At 66.4% G+C, this 23,135-nt stretch carries 17 protein-coding genes; 8 read left to right on the forward strand and 9 right to left on the reverse strand.

Annotated elements, in window-relative coordinates:
* Window positions 1–23: 23 nt before the first annotated feature.
* Window positions 24–698, reverse strand: a complete 675-nt coding sequence (locus JOF55_RS21790) for a DUF4352 domain-containing protein (protein WP_310277600.1) — start codon at window positions 696–698, stop codon at window positions 24–26.
* Between the two features lie 218 nt (window positions 699–916).
* Between JOF55_RS21790 and JOF55_RS21795 the strand changes: the two genes are divergently transcribed.
* The 6 genes from JOF55_RS21795 to JOF55_RS21820 all read left to right on the forward strand — a co-directional run bounded on the left by JOF55_RS21795 (window position 917) and on the right by JOF55_RS21820 (window position 12,905).
* Window positions 917–3,022, forward strand: coding sequence for an N-6 DNA methylase (locus tag JOF55_RS21795; RefSeq protein ID WP_310277602.1), 2,106 nt, complete (start codon window positions 917–919; stop codon window positions 3,020–3,022).
* Window positions 3,023–3,051: 29 nt separating this feature from the next.
* A complete protein-coding gene (locus JOF55_RS21800) occupies window positions 3,052–5,163 on the forward strand; it encodes a type I restriction-modification system subunit M (RefSeq protein WP_374727323.1) in 2,112 nt (703 codons plus the stop codon).
* Window positions 5,160–6,443 carry a restriction endonuclease subunit S gene (locus JOF55_RS21805; protein ID WP_310277608.1) on the forward strand — a complete coding sequence of 428 codons (1,284 nt, stop codon included), beginning with the start codon at window positions 5,160–5,162 and terminating at the stop codon, window positions 6,441–6,443. Before JOF55_RS21800 ends, JOF55_RS21805 begins: the two co-directional genes overlap by 4 nt.
* Window positions 6,444–6,543: 100 nt before the next feature.
* The gene (locus JOF55_RS21810) at window positions 6,544–8,793 is read left to right on the forward strand and encodes a DEAD/DEAH box helicase (protein ID WP_310277611.1); all 2,250 of its coding nucleotides are present in this window, start codon (window positions 6,544–6,546) and stop codon (window positions 8,791–8,793) included.
* A 51-nt stretch (window positions 8,794–8,844) separates the two neighbouring features.
* Window positions 8,845–9,762, forward strand: a complete 918-nt coding sequence (locus JOF55_RS21815; protein ID WP_310277615.1) for a restriction endonuclease — start codon at window positions 8,845–8,847, stop codon at window positions 9,760–9,762.
* 44 nt (window positions 9,763–9,806) lie between these two features.
* Window positions 9,807–12,905, forward strand: a complete 3,099-nt coding sequence (locus tag JOF55_RS21820) for a type I restriction endonuclease subunit R (RefSeq protein WP_310277618.1) — start codon at window positions 9,807–9,809, stop codon at window positions 12,903–12,905.
* Between the two features lie 257 nt (window positions 12,906–13,162).
* Here the strand turns inward: JOF55_RS21820 and JOF55_RS21825 are convergent, their stop codons facing one another.
* Window positions 13,163–14,638, reverse strand: coding sequence for an amidase (locus tag JOF55_RS21825; protein WP_310277621.1), 1,476 nt, complete (start codon window positions 14,636–14,638; stop codon window positions 13,163–13,165).
* Between the two features lie 335 nt (window positions 14,639–14,973).
* Here JOF55_RS21825 and JOF55_RS21830 point away from each other — a divergent pair, with 335 nt between their 5' ends.
* The gene (locus JOF55_RS21830; RefSeq protein ID WP_310277624.1) at window positions 14,974–16,506 is read left to right on the forward strand and encodes a protein kinase domain-containing protein; all 1,533 of its coding nucleotides are present in this window, start codon (window positions 14,974–14,976) and stop codon (window positions 16,504–16,506) included.
* Window positions 16,507–16,552: 46 nt separating this feature from the next.
* Here JOF55_RS21830 and JOF55_RS21835 read toward each other — a convergent pair whose 3' ends face one another.
* Entirely contained in the window at window positions 16,553–17,434 is an 882-nt protein-coding gene (locus tag JOF55_RS21835; protein WP_310277626.1) for an SDR family oxidoreductase, read from the reverse strand.
* Window positions 17,435–17,507: 73 nt separating this feature from the next.
* The gene (locus JOF55_RS21840) at window positions 17,508–18,464 is read right to left on the reverse strand and encodes an EamA family transporter (protein ID WP_310277628.1); all 957 of its coding nucleotides are present in this window, start codon (window positions 18,462–18,464) and stop codon (window positions 17,508–17,510) included.
* An 88-nt stretch (window positions 18,465–18,552) separates the two neighbouring features.
* Here JOF55_RS21840 and JOF55_RS21845 point away from each other — a divergent pair, with 88 nt between their 5' ends.
* Entirely contained in the window at window positions 18,553–19,062 is a 510-nt protein-coding gene (locus JOF55_RS21845) for a MarR family winged helix-turn-helix transcriptional regulator (RefSeq protein ID WP_310277631.1), read from the forward strand.
* A 104-nt stretch (window positions 19,063–19,166) separates the two neighbouring features.
* Here the strand turns inward: JOF55_RS21845 and JOF55_RS21850 are convergent, their stop codons facing one another.
* From JOF55_RS21850 to JOF55_RS21870, 5 genes are all read right to left on the reverse strand, one after another.
* On the reverse strand, window positions 19,167–19,550 hold the full coding sequence (locus tag JOF55_RS21850) for a DUF488 domain-containing protein (protein WP_310277633.1): 384 nt from the start codon (window positions 19,548–19,550) through the stop codon (window positions 19,167–19,169).
* Between the two features lie 158 nt (window positions 19,551–19,708).
* A complete protein-coding gene (locus JOF55_RS21855) occupies window positions 19,709–20,830 on the reverse strand; it encodes a glycoside hydrolase family 183 protein (RefSeq protein WP_310277635.1) in 1,122 nt (373 codons plus the stop codon).
* Between the two features lie 219 nt (window positions 20,831–21,049).
* Window positions 21,050–21,481, reverse strand: coding sequence for a MerR family transcriptional regulator (locus tag JOF55_RS21860; protein WP_310277637.1), 432 nt, complete (start codon window positions 21,479–21,481; stop codon window positions 21,050–21,052).
* Window positions 21,481–21,936 (reverse strand): hypothetical protein, encoded by a 456-nt coding sequence (locus JOF55_RS21865; protein WP_310277640.1) that lies wholly within the window; start codon window positions 21,934–21,936, stop codon window positions 21,481–21,483. The genes JOF55_RS21860 and JOF55_RS21865 overlap by 1 nt, the downstream gene beginning before the upstream one ends.
* Before the next feature lie 74 nt (window positions 21,937–22,010).
* A complete protein-coding gene (locus tag JOF55_RS21870; RefSeq protein ID WP_310277642.1) occupies window positions 22,011–22,514 on the reverse strand; it encodes a DUF6789 family protein in 504 nt (167 codons plus the stop codon).
* Window positions 22,515–23,135 lie beyond the last annotated feature (621 nt).

Consider the following 23,135-nt stretch of genomic DNA (forward strand, 5'->3'; position numbering starts at 1 on the left):
GTCCGCCCGGCCGCCGGGATCCGTCAGAACTGTCCGGAGAAGTACACGGTCTCGGAGGCGAAGACGTTGGGCTGCACCGAGACTTGCAGCTTTCCGGTTTCCTCGTCGATCTCGTAGACCGAGGTGAAGGTGGTCGAACCACCCGGCGGGAGCTGGACGTCCGGCAGCGAGTCCCCGGCCATGTGGTTCTGCTGGGCCACCTGGCCGTTGTGCTGCACGGTCAGCTTGGTCGACATGGCGTTGTACTCGTCGTCGCCCTTGTTGGTGATGGTCACGTCGAGGGCGACGTAGCGCTTGCCTTCCGGCGCCTGTGTGAACTGATTGGACGAGGTGTACTCCTCCGGGGCGGAAACCGTGATGACCTCGCCGCCGCTCCAGGTGTGGGTCTCACCGAAGTCGAGGCGAGTCACGCCCGAGGAGTCCTGCTGTGTGTTCTCCTCCGGTGCCGGGTTCTGCTGTTCCTGCTTATCCGCGGCTTGTGCATCGGCGTTGGCGGTTTCCGATCCTGCGGACGGAGTGGCGTTGTCCTGCGCATTCGCCGCCCCGAAGATGAAGGCGATCAGCACGAGGCCGCCGACGATCCACGGCCACTTCTTGCGCTTCTTGTACTGCGGCGGCTGGGCCGGCTGCGGCTGTTGAAACTGCTGCTGCCCCATGTACTGCGGCTGCTGCGGGGGCTGCTGCGGCGGGTGCGACATGACTCTTCCTTTGCTGTGCGGGATTCACGGAGCTGAGGGTTCACGGAGTGCTGTGTCGTCTCCGTGCGGTGTGTGCCGCTCTCGGCGGCAGTGATGAAGGGGGCGGCGACCGACTGCCGGCCTCGCTCGTCGGCGCTGCGAGTTCGTTGACGCCAAAAGGTAATCATGGCTGTGTGAACCTTGTCAACACAGGTTGCGAGTGTGCTACTGTTTTCGTCGTGACCGAGCACCAGGGAGCGTCGACAGGTTCCGGCGCCACGATCAACGCGGTGGACATCGCCCGGCTCGCAGGCGTGGGCCGCGCTGCGGTGAGCAACTGGCGCAAGCGCTACGAGGACTTCCCCGAACCTGTCGCGGGCACGGCGAGCAGTCCGCTGTTCGACGCCGAACAGGCTCGTGCGTGGCTCCGGGAGCAGGGCAAGCTCAAGGAGCTGCCGCTGCGCGACGAGCTGTGGCGCGCGTTGGAGGAGCTGCGATCGACGACCGATCCCGGCGAGGCTCTGATCACCTTCGCGGTGGGGCTGCGCCATTTCGCCGCTCGCGAGACCAAGCCGGCCGACGAGCTCGATGCCGAGGTGCTCGCCGACGACGTGTCCTTCGTCGAGTCCGTCGCCGAGCGGATCGCCGCGACCGGTGCGGAACAGGAGTGGCTGGAGCCGGCGGTACCTGAGGGGAGGTGGGCGCCGCTGCTGCGGCTGCTCGACCGGGTACTCGACGAGCCGGAGGAATTCGATGCGCTGGTGCTGTCGTGGGCGGATCGTCTCGGCCGCCACGGCGGCGCGGTGCCCTCGGAACTGGCCGAGCTGATGTACCGACTCGCGGAGGGCACTCGCGTGCTCGATCCCCATTGCGGTCTCGGTGAGCTGCTCCGGCCCGCAGCCGAGGCCACCCCGACCGGGAAGGATGAGCCCGCCGTGGCCGGTCAGCATCCGGACCGGCAGGTGGCCCGGATCGCGGCGGCGTCCCTGTGGTTCCGCTGCGGGATCGTGCCCCGGATCGAGGTGGGGGATGCGCTGCGCGCCGACGCGTTCACCGGCGAGACCTTCGACTCGGTGCTGTGTGCCCCGCCGTGGGGAGTCAAGGACTGGGGCTTCGAGGAGCTGCAGTTCGATCCGCGCTGGGAGTACGGACTCCCGCCACGCCGACTGCCGGAGCTGGCGTGGGTGCAGCACGCGCTGGCCCACCTCGATCGGAGCGGGACGGCCGTGCTGTTGCTGCCCGCCGGGGTCGGTTTCCAGACACGGGGACGGCGCATCCGCGCGGAGCTGATCCGGCGCGGTGCACTGCGCGCGGTGATCGCACTGCCGGCCGGGGCGTTCACGATGCTTTCGGCCTCGACACCGATCGTGCTGTGGGTGCTGCGCTCTCCCGAATCCACCACGGAGCATTCCGACGGGGTTCTCCTGGTCGACGGCTCCGAGTTGCGTTCCGGCCGGACTCCGGACTGGCAGGCCCTGTCGGATCTGGCGCTGTCCGCGTGGCGGGAGTTCGAGTCCACGGGGGAGTGCCCGGAGCGGCCCGGAAAGTGCGGGGTGGTGCCCGCCATCGACCTGCTCGACGACGAGGTGAACCTGACCCCGGCGCGGCACCTGCCCGTGACACCCGAGATCGACGTGGCTGGCATCCGCACCAGCCGGGGTCGGTTCCTCGACGTGCTCGGGCAGTTGCCGCAGCTCGTGCCGGAGGTAGCTCCGCGGAGCGACCCCCCCGCGCCGTCCACCACGATCAACGAGCTGTCCCGAATCGGGGCCCTGACGGTGCGGCAGCAACCCGGCCCCGCCGCCAAGGAGGAGACGGAAGGAGCACTTCCCGCCTTGACGGGACGGGACGTGACCCGGGGCAGCGCGCCGTCCGGGTTCTGGGACGACTCGGGGCCCCGCGAGCCGATCTGGCTGCAGCCGGGTGATGTGGTGGTGCCGATGCTGGGCGGGAACCTGACCAGCCGGGTGATCGGTGAGGAACGGGCCGTGCTCGGCACGCACCTGTGGCTGCTGCGTCCGAACCCGGAGCAACTCGACCCGTGGTTTCTGGCCGGGTTTCTGCGCAACTCCGCGAACACGGTGCTGACCACCGGTTCGATGGCCGCGCGCCTGGACGTGCGCAAGGTGGAGCTACCCCGTATCCCGCTGAGCGAGCAACACCCCTACGCGAACGCGTTCAAGCAGCTTTTTCTGCTCGAACGCGGCCTGCGGCAGGTCCAGCAACACGGGGGCGATCTGATCACCACGATGATCGATGGGATGGCGAGCAACGCGCTGCGGCCCCCGGAGGGGCCGGGGAACAGCGACAACACCACTGGCACCGTCGACGACACACACGAGTGACCGAACCGGCGGGTCCGGCACAGGAAGGAATGAGCGTGAGCGGTAAACATCAGGAACTGGCGGGCTTCATCTGGTCCGTCGCCGATCTCCTGCGCGGGGATTTCAAGCAGTCCGACTACGGCAAGGTGATCCTGCCGTTGACGGTGCTGCGCCGGCTGGACTGCGTGCTGGAGCCGACTCGGGTGGCGGTGCTGGAGCGCCGCAAGAAGGCGGTGGAGGAGCAGGGCATCAAGGACCCGGACCGCCTGCTGCGCAAGACCGCCGGGTACAGCTTCTACAACACCAGCAAGTTCACCTTCCAGCGCAATGTGGAGGGGCTGACCTCACTGCTGGCCGATCCGGATCAGGTCGGCAAGAACCTGCGGGCGTTCATCGGCGGTTTCTCGGCAGAGGCCGCCGAGATCCTGGACAAGTACGACTTCGACACCCAGATCGCCCGCATGGAAGCAGGTGGCATCCTCTACAAGGTGGTGGCCAAGTTCGCCGCGATCGACTTGCACCCGCAGACGGTGTCGAACCAGCAGATGGGCTACCTGTTCGAGGAGCTGATCCGGCGGTTCTCGGAAATGTCCAACGAGACGGCCGGTGAGCACTTCACCCCGCGCGAGGTCATCAAGCTGATGACGAACCTGCTGCTGGACCCGGACCAGGACAAGATCGTCCAGCCCGGCGCGACGCTGCGGGTGCTGGATCCGGCCTGCGGCACGGGCGGCATGCTCTCGGCGGCCGAGGACGTCATCAGGTCCTACAACGAGGATGCCACGGTCACGGCCTTCGGCCAGGAGCTCAATCCCGAGTCGTATGCGATCTGCAAGTCGGACCTGCTGATCAAGAATCAGGACGCAGGCAACATCGCGCACGGAAACTCCTTCAGCCACGACCGGCACTACGGCAAGCGGTTCGACTACCTGCTGGCCAACCCACCGTTCGGGGTGGAGTGGAAGAAGGTCCGCGACGACGTGGAGCGCGAACACGAGCTCGGTAACGCGGGTCGGTTCGGGGCCGGGCTGCCGCGGATCAACGATGGGTCGCTGCTGTTTCTGCAACACATGATCGCGCACATGAAAAAGCCCGAGGACGGTGGTTCGCGGATCGCGATCGTGTTCAACGGTTCCCCGCTGTTCACCGGTGCTGCCGAGTCGGGGGAGTCGAACATCCGCCGTTGGATCCTGGAGAACGACTGGCTGGAGGGCATCGTCGCCCTGCCGGATCAGCTGTTCTACAACACCGGCATCTCCACCTACTTCTGGATCCTGTCCAATCGCAAGGCGGCCAAGGATCGGGGCAAGGTGACCCTGCTCGACGCGCGCGAGTACTGGGCCAAGATGCGCAAGAGCCTCGGCGACAAGCGCAAGCACATTCCCGAAGAGCACATCGGCGAGCTCACCCGGCTCTACAACGAGGCTTCGACCATTGCGGCCGACGAGACGCACGAGCTGCACGACAAGGTCAAGATCTTCGACACCACCGATTTCGGCTATCAGCGCATCACCGTCGAGCGACCGCTCAAGCAGCGCTTCGAGGTCACCGAGGACACCGTTGCCGAGGTCGAGGCGGCCAAGCCGCTGGCGAAGTTCGACGACCGCGAGGCCCTGCTGGCCGCGCTGCGCGGCCTGGTCGGGCAGAACTGGTGGAAGAAGGTCGACTTCGAGTCGGCGTTCCGTGCCGCGCTGGCTGAGGCCGGGGCCACCGGTAAGCTGCCCGCGCCGGTGAACAAAGCCGTGGTGCACGCGGTCGCGGTCGCCGATGCTGAGGGTGAACTGCAGACCGACAAGGTGGGCAACGCTCTGCCGGATCCGGACCTGCGGGACAACGAGAACGTGCCGCTGGATCAGGAGAGTGCCGACCTTTTCCTGATCATGAGGGAAAACGAAGGATCGGATGATTCCGAGCGGCAACGTGAGTATGAACGGGCGCGCCAACGACTGAACGAAATACGTGATGGTTACCTCGCCCGCGAGGTCCTCCCGCACGTGCCCGACGCCTGGGTCGACCACAGCAAGACGAAGATCGGCTATGAGATCCCCTTCACCCGGCATTTCTACAAGTACGTGCCACCCCGTCCGCTGAAAGAGATCGACGCCGAACTCAAGCAACTCGAATCCGAGATCCAGTCACTGCTGTCGGAGGTGACGGAGTGAACGCTAGTGCCAAGATTGGCCGAGTAGCTCGTACAATCAGCGGAACTGGTTTTCCGGAGGATGCGCAAGGCGACACTACGGGGATGCCATTCATCAAAGTATCAGACTTGTCTGCTGCGCCGAATATAAGCGGCATTGTAGGTGCACAGAATTATGTCACACAAGATACTGTAGTTCGGCTTGGTGCGCGCATTGCTCCTGCGGGATCGGTAGTGTTCCCTAAAGTGGGTGCGGCGCTCCTGAAAAACACGCGACGATTGCTCTTGGTTGACGCCTGCATGGACAACAACCTTATGGGTGTGTATCCATTGCAGGGGGAGCCTCGCTTTTGGAAGTATGCATTTGATCTCGTCGACTTGGCGGAACTGTCACCTGGGGGGCCTCTTCCCTATGTGTCCGACTCTCAAGTGCGGGATCTTGAAATACCCTTTCCTGGCCTCGAAGAGCAGCGCCGCATCGCCGACTTCCTCGACGTCGAAACATCCCGAATCGATAAGATTACCGCAGGCAAGCGTGCCAGTGCTCACTTGCTTGAAGAGCGAATCGATGTTGTTGCCGATAACCTGATTCGTGGTGTGCACGAATCAAACCATTGCCCTTCTGGGTATGGCCCTCTCGGGGAAACCCCTATTGGATGGATGGAGGGGCGTCTTCGTAGTATCGAATGCGAAGTGCAAACAGGTCCTTTTGGTAGTCAATTACATGCCGACGACTATATCGAGAATGGCTGGCCAGTGATCAACCCTGCAAACATTACTCGGGATGGGTTGCAGCAGGATAGTCAAGTTACGGTCAGCGACGAAGTCAGGGAGCGGCTTGGTCGCCATATCTTGCAGAGTGGTGACGTTGTTTTTGCCCGCAGAGGAGAACTGGGAAGGTCGTCGGTTGTTGGTGATGCCCAAGCGGGGTGGGTATGCGGAACTGGGTCGCTTCGCCTAAGAATAAACCAGAGCCTTTTCAATTCTTCGTACTTGCACAGATACCTTCAGATTCCTGCTATCAGACATTATTTTCAGAAGCAGTCTGTTGGTAGCACGATGGCAAATTTGAATACTTCTATACTGCTTTCAATGCCACTCTTGATTCCGCCATTTGACGAGCAGGAAAAGATCGCAAGGGAATGCGACCGAGAAGAGTATTATTTCTCTATGTTGACGGCAAAAATTAACCGCCAACTCGAACTCCTGCAAGAACGTAAGCAGGCGCTGATCACGGCTGCGGTGACGGGGCAGATCGATGTGACCACGGCGGGGCGGGCGACGTCGGATCTGCGCGCGTAGCGGCGAGTCCGCATCGCTGAACGCTCGTTGCCCGGCTGTGATCGCGGCCGGGCAGGGTGGTGTGTGCGCCGGCAGCAGGGCATGACCAGAGGAAGGAAGCATGAACGAACCACCGAGACCGGAGGTTGCCCCCTCGGGAGTCGGCGAGCACACCGCTACCGCTGCCGACACGTCCAGGATCGGGGATTCCGCGCGGCAGGTGCTGGCCGACGCCTGGTCCTTTCTGGACACGGCCTCTCACCTGCTGTCCGAGCCCGCTCGGTTGTGGCAGCAGGTGCAGGAGCAGTACGAGCAACTGAGTGAGCAGGTGATGGCCGAGCAGCTCCGCGAGATGCCGCTGGACAAGCTGCGCGAGGCCGCATCCGGCAAACTCCGGCTCGGCGATCTGGAAAACGCAGGCCTGCGCAACGTCCACGAGGTGTTCTCGGCGACCCCGGAGCAGTTGCAGCGCCACCCCGGCATCGGCCTGAAGACGGCCTCCCAGGTCTCGGAGGCGGCGGAGAAGCTCGCCACCGCCGCACGCAGGCAGGCGGTCTTCCGGTTCGACCCGGATCGCAAGACCGCCGGGCAGGCCGAACTGCTCGGCACCCTGCGGGCGGTGGAGGTCGCCGAGCAGGCCACCGCCCCGCTCGGTGAGCACATCCACACGCTGACTACCCAGGTCGATGACCTGGCGCGGCGGGCCCGGCGCACCCGCAGCAAGATGCGGATGTTCTTCTCCCGCAGGGAGACGAAGACCGACGCCCTGCAGTCCCTGGCAGCAGTCGAAACCCTGCTCGGCGACCCCCGGGTGGACAAAGTCCACTCCGGGGACGAGCAGGTGCGGCACGCCACCGAGCCGCAGAACCACTCCGCCCTGTGGCACGACTACCAACAGCGCGCCGCCACCTACAACACGCTGCTGGCCCGGCTCACCGGAGCGGGCGCGGCCACCGACAGCTCGGCGCAAGGGGCGATCCCGCGCGAGGTGGAGCGTGAGGTTTCCTCGACCGCGCTGGACACCAGCCTGCTGCGGTCCTCGCTGCGCGGCTATCAGGCCTTCGGTGCGAAGTTCGCCCTCGCGCGCAGGCACAGCCTCCTCGGCGACGAGATGGGTCTGGGCAAAACCATCGAAGCCTTGGCGGCGATGGCGCACCTGGCCGTGACCGGGCAGCGCCACTTCCTCGTGGTGTGCCCGGCAGGCGTGCTCGTCAACTGGATCGGCGAGACGGGCAAGCACAGCGACCTCACCTCGCACAGCCTGCACGGCCCGCACCGCGACAGCGCCACCCAGCGATGGAAGCAGGAGGGCGGGGTCGCCGTCACCACCTACGAGACCCTGCGGCGGCTGCCGGAGCTGCACGGCGTCGAGCTCGGCATGGTTGTCATCGACGAGGCGCACTACGTCAAGAACCCGGACGCGAAACGCTCCCGGGCCGTCGCCGAGATGGTGCGGAATGCCGAGCGTGCCCTGTTCCTGACCGGCACGCCGATGGAAAACCGCCTCGCGGAGTTCAAGACGCTCGTCGGCTACCTGCAGCCCGAGGTCGCCGAGAAAATCCGCGCCGAGGACGTGCTGATGGGTGCCGACTCCTTCCGCAGGATCGTGGCGCCGGTGTACCTGCGCCGCAACCAGGAGGACGTGCTCACCGAGCTGCCCGAGAAGCTCGAACTGGACGACTGGGTCGAACTCGGCGGTGCCGACGGCCGTGCCTATCGGGATGCGGTGGCAGGCGGGAACTTCATGGCCGCACGCCGCGCGGCCTACGAGCCCGGCACGGCCAAGGGTTCCGCGAAGCTGGAACGGCTGGTCGACATCGTCACCGAATCCGCCGAGAACGGCTGGAAAGTCGTGGTGTTCTCCTACTTCCTCGAGGTACTCGAAACCGTCCGCGCCGCCGTCGGCCCGGCCGCGACGCAGCCGCTGACCGGCAAGCTCACCCCCCAGGCCAAGCAGGAACTCGTCGACGACTTCACCCGGCGCGAGGGGCACGCGGTGCTGCCCGGACAGATCACCGCAGGCGGAGTGGGCCTGAACATCCAGGCCGCCTCGGTGGTGATCCTCGCCGAGCCGCAACTCAAACCCAGCACCGAGGAACAGGCCATCGCGCGCTGCCACCGCATGGGCCAAACCCGCAAGGTGCACGTGCACCGGCTGATGGCCAAGGACACCGTCGACCAGCGCCTGCAGGAAGTGCTGGAGGGCAAGGCCCGCCTGTTCGACGCCTACGCCCGCCACAGCGCGGCGAAGGCGTCCGAAGCCGCCGCCACCGACACCGACCACCTCAACGAGCAGCTCCTGCACGACGAGGCCGTGCCGATGGAGCAGCGCATCCTGCAGGTCGAACGCGAACGACTCGGCATCGGCTGATTCCTCACTCGTTGCTCGCCGTACCCGATACCACCACGAAAAGGAAGCACCATGGCAGTCCCGGAATTCCAAACTCTGATGTTGCCCCTGCTGCAGGCACTCTCCGACGGAGAATCGCGCCACTGGCGCGAGCAACGCGACGCGTGTGCGCGAGAACTCGGACTGACCGAGGAGGATTTGGCAGAGGCGATCTCCACCGGTGGATCGAAGTTCGACAACCGGGTTCAGTGGGCGCATTCGTATCTCTTCCAGGCTGGGCTGCTCACCCGTCCGCAGCGCGGCCACGTGCAGATCGCCGAACGCGGGCAGAAGGTTTTGGCCGACGCTCCGGAACGCATCGACAAGGCCTTCCTTTCCCAGTTCGCGGAATACCAGGATTTCCGCTCCCGCACCAAGCGGTCCACCGAAACGGCCGGTGAGTCGGATGCCGTGGAGGTGAGCAGCTCCGCGAGCACTACGCCGTGGGAAACGATCGACGCCGCGGTCCAGGAGAGCAACGAGGTACTGAGTGTCGAACTGCTGCACCATGTTCGTGCGCGGGAACCGGAGTTTCTGGAGAAGCTCGTACTCGATCTGCTGACCGCGATGGGCTACGGCGGTCGCACCGGGGCCACCGAACACTGGGGCCGCTCCGGCGACGGCGGGATCGACGGGACCATCCGGCAGGACGAACTCGGCCTCGACCGCGTCTTCGTGCAGGCCAAGCGCTACAACGCCGAGCACACCGTGGGCCGCCCCGACATCCAGGCCTTCGTGGGTGCGTTGCACGGGGTGCAGGCCGACCGGGGAGTGTTCATCACCACCAGTCGGTTCAGCCAGGAAGCTCGGGACTACGTCGAGCGCATCCCGAACCGGATCATCCTCATCGACGGTCACCGGCTGGCCGAGCTGATGCTGCTCTACAACGTCGGTGTGCAGGACGAACGCACCTTCGTGCTCAAGCGCATCGACGAGGACTTCTTCGAGTGAACACCCGGTGAGTACGCACCACAGCACGAACGTTGGAGCAAGCAGTGAACTCCGCACACAGTGAAGCCGTCTTCGAAACCGTCATCGAGAGATCGCTGCTCGACTCGGGCTGGCACCGAGGCAGTCACGATGGCTACCTGCCCGACCTCGGCCTGGACATGGCCGAGGTGTTCGCCTTCCTCGGCGCCACGCAGCCGCGCGAGTGGGACCGCGTCCGGGACTTCTACCCCGGTGGTCCCGACGAGGCGCAGCGCGCCTTCGGCAAGCGCCTGGCCCAGGAGATCGACTCCCGCGGCACCCTCGACGTGCTGCGCCACGGCGTCAAGGACCGCGGCGTCCACCTCAAGCTGGCCTACTTCCGGCCCGCGCACACCGTCGCCGAGGACGCCCTGGTCGAATACCGCGCCAACCGGCTCACCGTCACCCGCCAGCTCCACCACTCCGAGAAAAACCCGCACGACTCGCTCGACCTCGTCCTGTTCCTCAATGGTCTACCGGTGGCCACGGCCGAACTGAAGAACCACCTGACCGGGCAGACCGTCGAGGACGCCAAGCAGCAGTACCGCCACCACCGCGACCCCACGGACCTGCTGCTGTCCCGCCGCGCCGTCGTGCACTTCGCGGTGGATCCGGAACTGGTGTTCCTCACCACCAAACTGGCAGGCGAGAAAACCCACTTCCTGCCGTTCAACACCGGCTCCGAAGGTCCCGGCGTCTCCGGGGCGGGAGGCAACGCGCCGGCGAGCGGCGACGGTTACCGCACCTCGTACCTGTGGGAGAAGATCTGGCAGTTCGACAACTGGTTGGACCTGCTGCGCCGCTTCGTGCACGTGCAGAACCCCAAAGGTGCCGAGGGCAAAACGCGCGGGCGCAAACCGTCCGAACTGACCACGATCTTCCCCCGCTACCACCAGTGGGACTCCGTGCTGCGGCTGAGCGAGCACACCGCCCGGCACGGCGCGGGCAGCAACTACCTGGTCATGCACTCGGCCGGATCCGGCAAGTCCAACACCATCGCGTGGTTGGCACACCGGCTGTCCAGCCTGCACACCCCCGGCGACGCCGCCGAGATCGACGCCGAAGCCGCCGAAGCGGGGCTGCGACCCAATGAGCAGGTCTTCGACAAGGTCATCGTCGTCACCGACCGCACCATCCTGGACAAGCAGCTCCAGGACACGATCTACCAGTTCGAGCACGTGCCCGGCGTCGTCGAACGCATCACCGGCACCCGAGGCGGGTCGAAATCCGCGCACGTGGCCGAGGCGCTGCACGACCCCACCGTGAAGATCGTCATCGCCACGCTGCAGACCTTCCCGTACGTGCTCGACCAGGTCACCAGCATCGGCAAGCAGCGTTTCGCACTGCTCGTCGACGAGGCACACTCCTCACAGTCCGGCGAATCCGCCAGTGACCTGAAGAAGGTGCTGCTCAAACTCGGCAGCGACGACCTCGACGAGGGCGACCCGCTGACGGCCTCGGCGTTCGCGCGTGGCCGCCACCCGAACATGTCCTACTTCGCCTTCACCGCCACACCGAAGCCCAAGACGCTGGAGCTGTTCGGGCAGCCCAACGCCATGGGCCACTACGAACCGTTCCACATCTACTCGATGCGCCAGGCCATCGACGAGGGCTTCATCCTCGACGTGTTGCGCAACTACGTCACCTACAAGACCTACTTCCGCCTGGCCACCGACCCGGCCAACGAGGCCAAGGAAGTCGACGCGCGCAAGGCGAAATCCCATCTCGTGCGCTTCGCCGAGCTGCACCCCACCAGCATGGAACACCGCGCCGAGATCATCGTCGAACACTTCCGTCAACACACCGCACAGCGACTCGGGGGCCGTGCCAAGGCCATGGTCGTCACTCGCTCCCGCGAGCACGCCGTGCGGCTGTACAAGGCGATCCGGAACTATGTGGATCTGCTCGGATACAGCCAGCCGGCCTCCCTGGTCGCCATCTCCGGCAGCCTCGAGATCGACGGCAAGGACGTCACCGAATCGAGCCTCAACGGCTTCAACGAGAGCGAAGTCCCCGACCGGTTCGCCTACACCAGGGCCGACGATCCGAACGCCAAGCACACCGACAAGCAGGAGTACCGGCTGCTCGTCGTGGCCGACAAGTACCAGACCGGCTTCGACCAGCCGCTGCTGACCACGATGTACGTGGACAAGCAGTTGCGCGGCGTGGCGGCGGTGCAGACACTGTCCCGGCTCAACCGCACCCACCCGCGCAAAAGCCAGGACGACATCTTCGTGCTCGACCTCGCCAACGAGGCCGAGGACATCCAGGAGGAGTTCAAGGTCTTCCACGAGACCGCGGTGACTCCACCCACCGATCCGAACCTGCTCTACACCAGCCAGAACACCGTCATGCAGTTCGCGCTGCTGGCGGAATCGGAAATGCAGTCCTTCGTCGACGCCTACCTCTCCGCGCAGCAGGAGGCGAAAACCGAGGCACAGTGGCAACGAGCCCACGCCGCCCTCTACCGGTTCGCCGGACCCGCCCGGGACCGTTTCACCCACCTGCAGAGTGAGGATCCGGAGGAAGCCGAGGCCTTCCGCAAGGCGCTGCGCGACTACGTGCGCCTGTACGCTTTCCTCGCGCAGGTGGTGCCGTACTCCGACGACGAGCTGGAACGGCTGTACCTGTTCGGCAAACACCTGCTCAACCTGCTGCCGCGTCGCGAGGACGGTTCCAACGACCCCGGACCGCTGGATTTGACCCACCTTCGGATCAGCCGCACCGGCGAGCACGACATGCGGCTCACCCCGGAAGGCGAGCAGGTGCTGCCGGGTTTCGCAGGCGGCGGATCCGGCAAGCAGGCCGAGCCGGAGAAGATCTCGCTGGCCGAGCTGCTGGACCAGATCAACGACAAGTACGGCACCAACCTCACCACGCACGACATCGACGCGGACATCGACAGGGCGATCGAGGACAACCACCTGAAGGCCTCGGCGTTGAACAACACCGAGGAGACCTTCGCCGACGTCTTCGACTCCCAGTTCCAGGACAAGGTGATCGAACGGGCCGAGGACAACACCAAGTTCCTGCAGAAGTTCCTCGACGACTCCGAGCTGCAGGAGGACTACACGCGGCTGGCACGGCGGAGGGCTTACGAGATGATTCACCGCGAAGTCGCCTGAGGACTCGCACCGGCCGTGCGGCTACAGCCTGCCGAGTTCGCACTCGTGCCCGATGCCATAACTGTGGTACCGCCAAGGTCGGCGCGGGGCGATCGATGGCGGTGGTGATGGCCTCCGCGGGAAGGGGAGCTCGGATTCGTGGCGAGCTGATCCGGGTGGACGTTCCGGACCAACTCGCCGTCAGGATTCCTTTGCCGTTCTCACGTGAAGAACGCGCGGGGAAGAGAGCGTGTTCGGATCAGCCGATGTGGACTTCCCTATGCCTGACTCTCGAGGTCGGCATCCGGTACCGGTGATGTCGGCGCCTGCGGGGGCAGTGCGTGTTCCTGCAGGAGGGTGCCGATCCGGACGGCTCGCGCCTCCGCGCCCCGTGGCGCGATGAGCGAGATGCCGACCGGCAGACCGCTGTGCGATCCCGTCCCCGCGGGGATCGCCGCCACCGGGAACCCGGTGGCGTTCCAGAGCGCGGTCAACCGGATCAACGGGTCGCCGCCGGTGCCGATCCGGCCCTGCTCGTAGCCGTCGCCGCGCGGGGGTGAGGTGCGGGGGGTGGACGGTTCGAGGATGACGTCGACCTCGTTGGCGGTGAACCACTCCTCCCAGGTCGCGGTCAGTCGCGCGTGGGCTCGCTGAGCGTCGAGGTAGGCCTCCAGCGAGGTGAACAGGCGGCCGAATTCGACGACCTCGCGGATGCCGGGGCGGTAGTCGGCCTCCCGGTCGGCGAAGCGCTGATGGTAGGTCGTCATCTCGGAGAACAGCAGGGTGCTGTAGTCCTTGCTCACCATCCCGGCGGCCGCGCCGAGTTCGACGACCTCGGCGCCCAACTCGGCGCAGGCTCGTGCGGCATGGTCGAGGCCGTCGGCGATCTCGGATTCGACGCCGAGCTTGTGCGGCCGGTCGGTGAGGGCGATCCGCATTCCGGTGAGGGGACGATCGGTGGGAGCCGAGGGCCTCAATCCGGTCAGCGGTGCGGGCGGGGGCATCAGCGGGGTGGTTTCCGCCCCGCCCGCGGCGAGCACCTCCAGCAGGGCCGCGCAGTCGGCGAGGCTGCGTGCCATGGGGCCGGGATGGTCGAACGTCGGGGACAGCGGGATGATGCCGTCCAGTGGAACGCGGCCGTGGGTCGGTTTGATCGACGATACCCCGGACAGCGCCGCCGGGATGCGCAGCGATCCCGCGGTGTCGGTTCCCAGCGCCGCGGGGACCATTCCGGCGGCGAGCGCGGCTGCCGAGCCTCCGCTGGAGCCGCCGGCGGACTTCTCGAGTGCGTGCGGATTGCCCACTTGGTCGGTAGTGGTGCTCGTGGCGAACTCGTGCGTGTGCGTATGGCCGAGGAGCACCATCCCCGCCTCACGTAACCGTGTCCAGGCCACCGAGTCGTGGTCGGGAACATGACCGTCGAGCACGCGGCTGGACGCCGTCAGCGGGCGGCCGGCGACCGCGTAGAGGTCCTTGAGCGCGAGCGGAATGCCGCACAACGCCGGCGCTTCTGCGCCTTCTCGGCGCAGTCGCTCGTCCGCCGCACGTGCCTGCTCGCGCGACAGGTCGGGATACAGCCGCGCCCACGCGTTGACCGCGTCGGGAGCGCCGTCGAAAGTCGGCGGCCCGCCGTTGCGTTCGGTGATGCGTTGTTCGCAGGCATCGAGCAGCTCGACCGCGGACAGGGCGCCCGTGCGTAGTAGCGCGGCGGCATCGAACACACCGAGGTCAGCGGGATTCGTCGCGTGCGTCATGCCGTGAGTGTGGATCAGGCAAGGCGGGGAAGTCACGCAACCGGGTACGTGGGCCGGCTACCATGGCCACTTCATCGGTTTCCGAGGTGCAACCGACCTTTCGGGGAGCCTACAGAGATCGGCACTCCCCTCTGGTCAGGTAGCGAGATCCCGACCACCTGGCGAGGACCAGCCATGACGAACGACAGTGTTCGCCCTCGTGCGGCTGCTTTGTTCCATTCGTGTGCAGGGGCGCTCGGGCTCTCGGCCCGTCGTGATGAGCGAAATGTCCCATCCCGATGGAGCGTGGACGGAGCCGGCGGTCACACTGATCACCGACGAGTGAGGAGGCGTCGGTGGCGCAACACAGGGTGATCGCCGGGCGATACGAGCTGACCTCGCCCATCGGCCGTGGCGCGATGGGCCAGGTGTGGACCGGCTACGACCAGCGGCTGGATCGACGGATCGCGGTCAAGCTGCTTCCCGCGAGCAAGCTGGTCGGCACCGAGGACCCGGACACGCTCACCAAACGTTTCGTCCGGGAGTCCCGGCTTACCGCCAAGGTCGAACACCCGAGCGTGCCCGCCGTGCACGACGCGGGCAGCGACGGCGACGACCTGTTCCTGGTGATGCAGCTCGTCGAGGGCACCGATCTTGGGGATCTCATCGCCGAGCAGGGGCCGTTGTCCGTGTCGTGGGCAGCGGTCATCGCCGCGCAAATCGCCTCCGTGTTCGCCTCGGCCCACGGAACGTCCCTGGTCCATCGCGACCTCAAACCCCGCAACGTGCGCATCGCGTCCTCCGGCGCGGTGAAAGTGCTCGATTTCGGCATCGCCGCAGCGTTGGAAAGCAACGCCACCAAGCTCACCCGGACCCACGACACGCTGGGCACCCCCGCCTACATGGCGCCCGAGCAGGCCATGAGCGGCACCGCCACCCCGCACAGCGACCTGTACTCGCTCGGCTGCGTGCTGCACGAGATGCTCAGCGGACAGCAGGTGTTCACCGCCCCCCTGCCGCTGGCCGTCATGCACAAGCACCTCGAAGAGCCACCCGAGCCTCTGCGCCAGTGCGGGGTGGAGGTTCCCGAGCCGCTGGAAAAGCTCGTGCTGGATCTGCTGGCGAAAAACCCCGAGGATCGGCCCGCCGACGCGCACGAGGTCTACCAGAGACTCTTCTCGTTCTTGCCGAAACCGGAGGAAACCGCCCCCGCCGCACGAGAGGGCGACCCGACGGCTCCGTACCGCCACCCGCTGGCACCACGGTCCGCGACTCGCCACAGCTTCCCCGAGACGGCCGGGCCGGAACCCGCCGCTGTCTCCACGGAAAGAGCCGAGGCCCGCATTCGCGAGGACCAGGAACGTGCCTACGAACTGGTCGACGAGGGACGGTTCACGCAGGCCGCCGAACTCCTGCGTTCCCTGCTCGCGGACCGTTCCCTGCACGACCGGCTCACCGAGGCGCGACGGTTGAAGGTACGCCAGAACCTGGCCACGTTCCACTTCCTCGGATCCGACTACCGCGCGGCGCTGACCGAGTACACCGCACTGATCACCGACCTGGAAAAGCAGCCCGGCGCTTCGGACGAGACCATCCTGGACTGTCGGTTCATGGCCGCGAGCTGCCGCGTCGAACTCGGAGAACACGCGGCCGCGATCACCGAACTCCGGGAACTGCTGCGGCAATACCGCCACCTGTTGCCGCAGCAGCACGAGCGGCTGTTCGAGTTGCGGACCCAATTGGCCACGCTGCTGTCCCACACTGGCGAAGTGGACGAGGCACGCGAGCTGCTGCAGGAGGTTCTCGACGCGCACGGCAGCGTGGAGGCCGAACCGTATGTCGCCCAGGCCGAGCAGCTCTTGAGGCGGCTCGACAGGTTCGGGCAGTGAGGCCATCACTCGTGATGGCTGTATCAGCGTTCTGCCGCGCCGGTCGTCACCGGTTGTCCGAGCTGAAGGCGTCGACGTGGTCGCGGGCGAAGTCGGCGAAACCGCGCGGGGGACGACCCACGACGTCGTGGACGTCGCTGGTGGTGAAGTCACCCCACCCGGACGCATAGGCCTGCGCGTACTCGGTCAGCATCTCGATGATCCACTCCGGCATCCCGAAGCCGAGCAGGCGCTTTTCCGCGTCCGCATCGGAGGTCGGGACGTAGCGGATCTCCGTTCCCAACAGGTGCCCGATCCGCTCGGCGACCTCGCCGAAGGAAAGCGATTCCGGGCCGGTCGGGGTGTAGATCCTGCCGTGGTGGCGCTCCGGCCCGTCGATGAGCACCTGCGCGGCGACCGCGGCGATGTCGCGCACGTCGATCATGCCCAGGCGGGCCTGCTCCATGTTCAGCGAGAAGGTTCCCTCCGCCGCGATGTCGCCTGCTTCGTTGAACAGGTTCTGCATGAACCAGTGCGGCCGGAGGATGGTCCAGGCCATGCCGGAGCGCTCGACCTCGTGATCGGACAGTGCGTGCAGTCGCCCGCTGCGGGTCGGGGCGTCGTGCGCCGCGCCCACTGCGGACAGACGAACCACCCGCTGCACGCCCGCCTGGCGCGCGGCCCACACGGCGTTCATGTTGTTCTCCGGAGCCCGCGGGCTGTTCGGGGTCAGCAACCACAGGCCGTCGACGCCCTCGAAGGCCTGCGGCAGCGAGCGCGGCTCGTCGAGATCGCCGATGACGGGGTGGGCGCCGCGCGCCCGCACCCGGTGGGCTTTCGACTCGTCCCGGACCAGTGCCCGCAGCTCGAAATCGGCTCCCCGGAGCTCGTCCAGCAGTGCGCTGGAGACGTTGCCGGTGGCCCCGGTGATCAGCAGAGTACGGCTCATCGTTGTTCTCCCTGTGCGTCGGAGTGTGTCGGAGTGCGTTCGTGGGTGGCGTGCTTGATCGAGCGATGCGCCGTCAGGTGGTGCGTTCCGGCTGTGTATCCGGGGTCTTGTGCAGCAGGTTCCGCACGGTTTCCGGAGTGAGTTGCGCGGCCGCGATCGAAAGCAGGGCGAGGCCGAAACCGAGCATCTGAGCGAGAGTGAGGGATTCGCCCAGCAGCAGCCAGCCCAAGGTGGTGGCCATGGCGGGCGAGAGCAGCCCGAGGAACGACACGGCCGTCACCGGTAGTCGTCCCAATCCCTGAAACCACAGCACATAGGCCAGCAGCGTGCCGACGACGGCCAGCCAGGCGTATCCGGCCAGTGCCGGGGCATCCAGCGCGGGCGGCGCTCCCTCGATCACGAGGGCGAGTGGTGCGAGCAGGAGGCCGCCTGCGGTGAGCTGCCACCCGGTGAACGCCAGCACCCCCACCCCTTCGGGGCGCCCCCATCGTTTGGTCAGCACGACTCCGCAGGCCATCACCGCAGCTCCGCCGAGACCGGCCAGGATCCCGAGGGCATCGAAGGAGAGCTCCCCGCGCAGCACCATCAGGGCGACCCCGACCACGCCCGCGACGCCCCAGCCGAGCCGCCAGCGTGTCGGGCGCTCTCCCAGCAGGGCGAACGCGAGGCACACCACCAGGAGTGGCTGCGCGGCATTGAGGGTCGCCGCGACACTGCCCGGCAACCGGTAGGCCGCGGCGAACAGCAGCGCGAAGAACGCCCCGATGTTCAACGTGCCCAGCACGGCTGCTCGCCACCACCACACACCACGCGGCAATGTCCGGGTGAGCGCGAGCACCGCCAGCCCCGCGGGCAGCGCGCGCAGCACCCCGGACAGCAGCGGGCGGTCCGGGGGAAGGAACTCGGTGGTCACCACATAGGTCGTGCCCCAGGCCATGGGTGCCAGCGCGGCAAGAGCGGTGAAGACCCAGATCCGTGTGGGTTCCTTGGCGGGGGGACTGCCGGCGACCGCGCGGGTCCGAGTCACCATAGAAACTCCTCAATATTGAAAAATTTAACGTTGAGGATAGTACTGACCTTGGTAATCTGGGTCAAACATTTCAACGTTGAGGAGTGCTGTGCAGGACAACGTCGACCGGGTGCTGGAACAGTGGGCAGCCGAGCGGCCCGACATCGACCCCGCACCGATGGGCGTGGTGGGGCGCATCCAACGCGCCTCGGGGTTGCTGGAACACGAACTCCGGCACCACCTCGCCACCCACGAACTCCAGCTCTGGGAGTTCGACATCCTGGCCACCCTGCGCCGGTCCGGGCACCCCTACCGGTTGACCGCGGGCGCCCTCGTCGAGACGTCCATGGTCACCTCCGGCGCCATCACCAACCGGATCGACCGGCTGGTCGCCAAGGACCTGGTCACGCGCGGAACCGATCCGACCAACCGGCGCTCCGTGATGGTCACCCTCACCGAGAAGGGCCGCCACCTCGTCGACGACGTCGTCGTCGGCCACGTCGCCAACGAAACCCGGTTGCTGACGCAACTCACCCCGCACGAGCAGGAACATCTCGCAGCGCTGCTGCGCAAACTGCTCACCGGCCTCGGCGATGTGCCACCGAACACTGCCGAGTAGATCACCCGGATGCTGTCGAAGTGGAGCGGACGTGGCCGGACCACCAGGTGCAGCCCCTCCAGCCGACACGGCACCGAGTCGAGCCTGCGTCGGCCTCGATCTCGTTATCGCGTCAACTTCTCGGCAAGGTAGTCGCGTAGTGCCACCGCGTTGTTGTGCGCTGTTTCCTTGGTGGCGAAAAGCAACGTCACCGGTCCGCGCCGTGCCGCGTCCAGCAAGGGGTCCAGAGCTTGTGGCCTGCCCTCCAACTCCCGGTGGTAGCGCTCGCGAAATTCCTCCCAGCGGTCGGCGCGGTGCCCGAACCACTTGCGAAGCTGCGGGCTGGGAGCCAGATCGCGGAGCCAGCCGTCGAGATCGAGCTCGTCCTTGCGCACCCCACGTGGCCACATGCCGTCGACGAGAAAAACCGAACCGCGCAGCGCCGAGCCGTCGCGAACATCGGAATCGTAGACTCGTCGCACGTCGATGTCGGTCTGCTTTGCTGGCATGGTTTCTTCCCCTGACTTTCGTGCTGGTCGCTCGTCGAGCGGAAACACCCGGCAGCGTCGGTCATTCGCCGACGCCCGAGAGTGCGGCCCTGTTCGCCGGTCGAGCAGCGAGCGTGGCCGATGTTCGCCCCGCTCGTGGTGTGCTGCGGGCCCACGGGTTACCGCCCCGAAGCTCCGAAAAATCGCAGAACCCGATCACGCGCCTTGCGCAGCGGTGACGTGCTGCCTCCGGAGGCGGTTTCGCTGTCGACGGCCCGCGCCGCAGGCCGTGACGACATGTCGGTGCCTGCGCCGGCGCGCGACCCCGGGGCACCTCCGGTGAACTGCATCGACCGGTAGGGCCAGTTTTTCGCCGTGTTCCACTGGCTGACCACCAGGTGCAGCTCTTCCAGACTCGAGCCGGGCACGATGTAGCCGCCGTAGAGCTGGGCGACATGCCCGCCTGCGTGGTCCTCGCCGCGCCACGAGGCACCGTGCAGGGCCGTGCCGCGCGTCGCCTCGTAGAGGTCCTCCGTGGGCGCCTGCAGGTTCAGCACATCGATGCGGTAGTTGCCCGCATCGAACAAGGCCAGCAACCACCGGTCGTCGACGGGGCGCAGGCTCAGTTCGCCGTAGGCGCCGGTGAGCGCGATCGTCGGTGGATTGCCCCAGGCCCACGTGCCGTCGCGAAACCCCCATCCCTCCCACGCGTCGGGATCGGTGAGGCGGTCGGCGGGCACCCGCTGCAGAATCAGACCTCGGTTGCGCTGGAACCCGGTGGAGAAGACGTAGACGTAGCCGTCATCCCCTTCGGCCCAGGTCAGCATCTGGAACAGCCCTCCGATGTGGTCGCCGGGCCAGGTCGTTCCGGTGTGCGACCAGGTTTCGCCGTTGTCGGTCGAGCGGTGTACCTCGGTCCAGTGCACGTTGCCGATCCCGGCGCACACCATCGCGTGCAGGTACATCTCCGCGCCGATCGTGATGACATCGGTCGGGATCACGGTGCTGACCTGCCGCCCGTGGATCACCGAATCGTGGTGGTAGGGCAGTATCTGCTCCGCGTAGGCACCGGCACCGGCCGAGCCGGTCCATTCCAGACCCGCCCGGGCGGTCGCCGGGTCTCCGAAGAGCACGACCGGGGAGCGCCATCCGGGCCCGCCCACACCGGCCCGCTCGAAGGTGTCGCCGAACACCGCCACCAGCCGCCCGTCCGGCGCGGTCGCCATGGCCCCCAGATCGGTACCGCCGATGCCGAAATGATCCGTGTGCCCCGGCCCGGTCAGATCCTTCACCTTGCGCACCGCCGTCACCCGTTCCCGCCTCGCGCCTGTGGCCACAGTGATCACATCGACCCGGTCCTGTATGGCAGCCGGGCTCGTGACCGACTGTAGGGCCCGCACGTTCCGCGAGGTGCGTCCCGACCGAGCCCTCGCCCGATCGGGTGTCACCGATGCGACCGCCGCACGCCGATCGGCGCAGCCCGGAGCGATTGGCTATCACGTCGTCCAGGAACGAAAGGTTCACTCGGCGAGGGACAGTGGGCACTCCGGACTGGAGGCGCATGCGGCGACATCGTCGCAGCCGGCCTCCAGCGCGTCGGCCAGTGTGGCCCGGATGGTGTGCAGGTCGGCGATGCGGGAGTCGATCTCGGCCAGTTTCGCCGTCGCGCGCTGCCGCAGGCCGGGCTCGGATCGCCCGGTGTTGCGGAGCCGCTCCGCCTTCAGCAGGTCGGCGACCTCGTCGAGGGTGAACCCGAGCCGCTGTGCGGCCTTGATCAGGAGCAGTGTGGTCACCGCTTCCGGCGGGTACAGCCGATGCCCGCCGAGGCTGCGGGGCGGTTCGGCCAGCAGCCCACGTCGCTCGTAGTAACGCACGGTTTGCAGGTTGACTCCGGCGGCCTCGGCGAGTTGCCCACTGCGCAGGGGTGAACCCGGCAATGCCGATTCGGTCATCAGCTCTCCTCGGTGAGCACGGTTGCCCGCTCGGCCATGGCGTCCAGCACCACCGTGTGCGAGGCGGGCACCGACACATCCACCAGCAGCGTACCGGCGCCGCCCCGCGTGAACGCGAACGTGAAAAACGAGCAGCAGGCCTTCTCCCGCTCGGCGAGATTCCGGGCCCGGGTTTCCTCGGTCGCGTCCAGCACCAGCCGCACCCGTGTCTCCGCGGGGCGCGACCAGTCCCGACCGGCGGCGTGCAGCAGCGCGTCGAACTCGGCCTCCCGCCCCGGCCGCTGGTCCAACGGCAGCAGGCACTCCGCGTGGATCTCGGCGATCGAGCGGGCCTGCGTCGCATCGGTGTCCGGGCTGTCCGGCGTGGTGCAGGAACACTCTCCGTCCTGTACGCACGCCGGGTCACATTTCGAGGTGGGACTCACCGAATGCTCGGCGGCGACGGGTCGGATCATTCCCTGCATCGTCGGTGCACAGCACGGGCACCCGGTATCAACGGTTCCGGGGATTTCCTGTTCCGGCATCGTGATCACACTCCTGTCGCAGGTTCCCGCCGAGTCGACGGTTTTCCGGGGACACGGTCGAGCAGTAGTCCCAGTACGAGGCCATAAACGAGATGTGGCGCCAACGTGGCCACGGCCACGGCGGGAGTCACGGCGGTTCCGAATAGTCCCCATCCCAGGTAGGGCAGCCATACCAGCCCCATCACCGCCCATAGCACCGCCGCGTAAGCGAGTGCGCGCCACACCGTGACACGCCGCAGCAGCCCGGCAAGCACCACGCCCGCCGCAGCCCCGTAGGCGAGATGCGCGGCCACGGCCAGTACGGCAAGCACCGGCTGCGGAAGCTCTCCCAACGTGTGGGTGACCAGCGCCGCAGGTATCGGTTCCGGTATCGGAGCCGCACCTGTTACCACACCGATCAGCATGACCGCACTCATGGCCACTGTCGCCACCACACCCCGGGCGGCACCCGCAGCCATCCGCACTGCTCCGGTGCTCACCGAGCTGCTCGGGTTCTCCTTGTCGATCATGTCGGGACCGTAAGCCTGTACCCGGGTACAGGATGCAACCCACAACGAGCGATGTTTGATCTTTTCGTGCAGGCCAGGCACGACGGGACTGATCAGGCCATCGTTAGCCGGGTGGTGTTCGGGTGAGCCGTGTCGGCATGGCTCTCTTGTTGACACCAACCAGCAAGCATTTTATGTGAACTTTGTCAACGCACACTTGGTGTGTTACTGTTGTCGATGTGACCGAGAGCGAGGAAGCATCGGTGGGTACGGGACGGAGTTGAACGCCGACACCCTGTCCGAGGTCATCAAACTCCTGCTGTGCCGGATGAAGACCTTCGCCGCCGACCGGACATCCGATCTCTCGACGACCACTGACACGCCCACGTAACTTCTCGCTTCCTCGCGTCGTCGCGAGTACGCAATCATCGAAAAAGGACTTCTACCGGGAAGAAGGAATCCATTTTCTTCTCGGGTGACTCGACCTGTCTCCAGAACGACACTGCGTCCTTCCCGACGATGTGCTTTCGTGCTCGTAGCCGGTGACAAGGCCGGTATCTGGAGAGGTTGGTACGAGACCAACATTCGTTTGGCCGAGAAACGCTTCGCAGAGCATCCGGCAGCACTGGGGGAGGGCTGAAC

This window comes from Haloactinomyces albus (assembly GCF_031458135.1).
In the GTDB taxonomy this organism is placed as follows: Bacteria; Actinomycetota; Actinomycetes; order Mycobacteriales; family Pseudonocardiaceae; genus Haloactinomyces; species Haloactinomyces albus.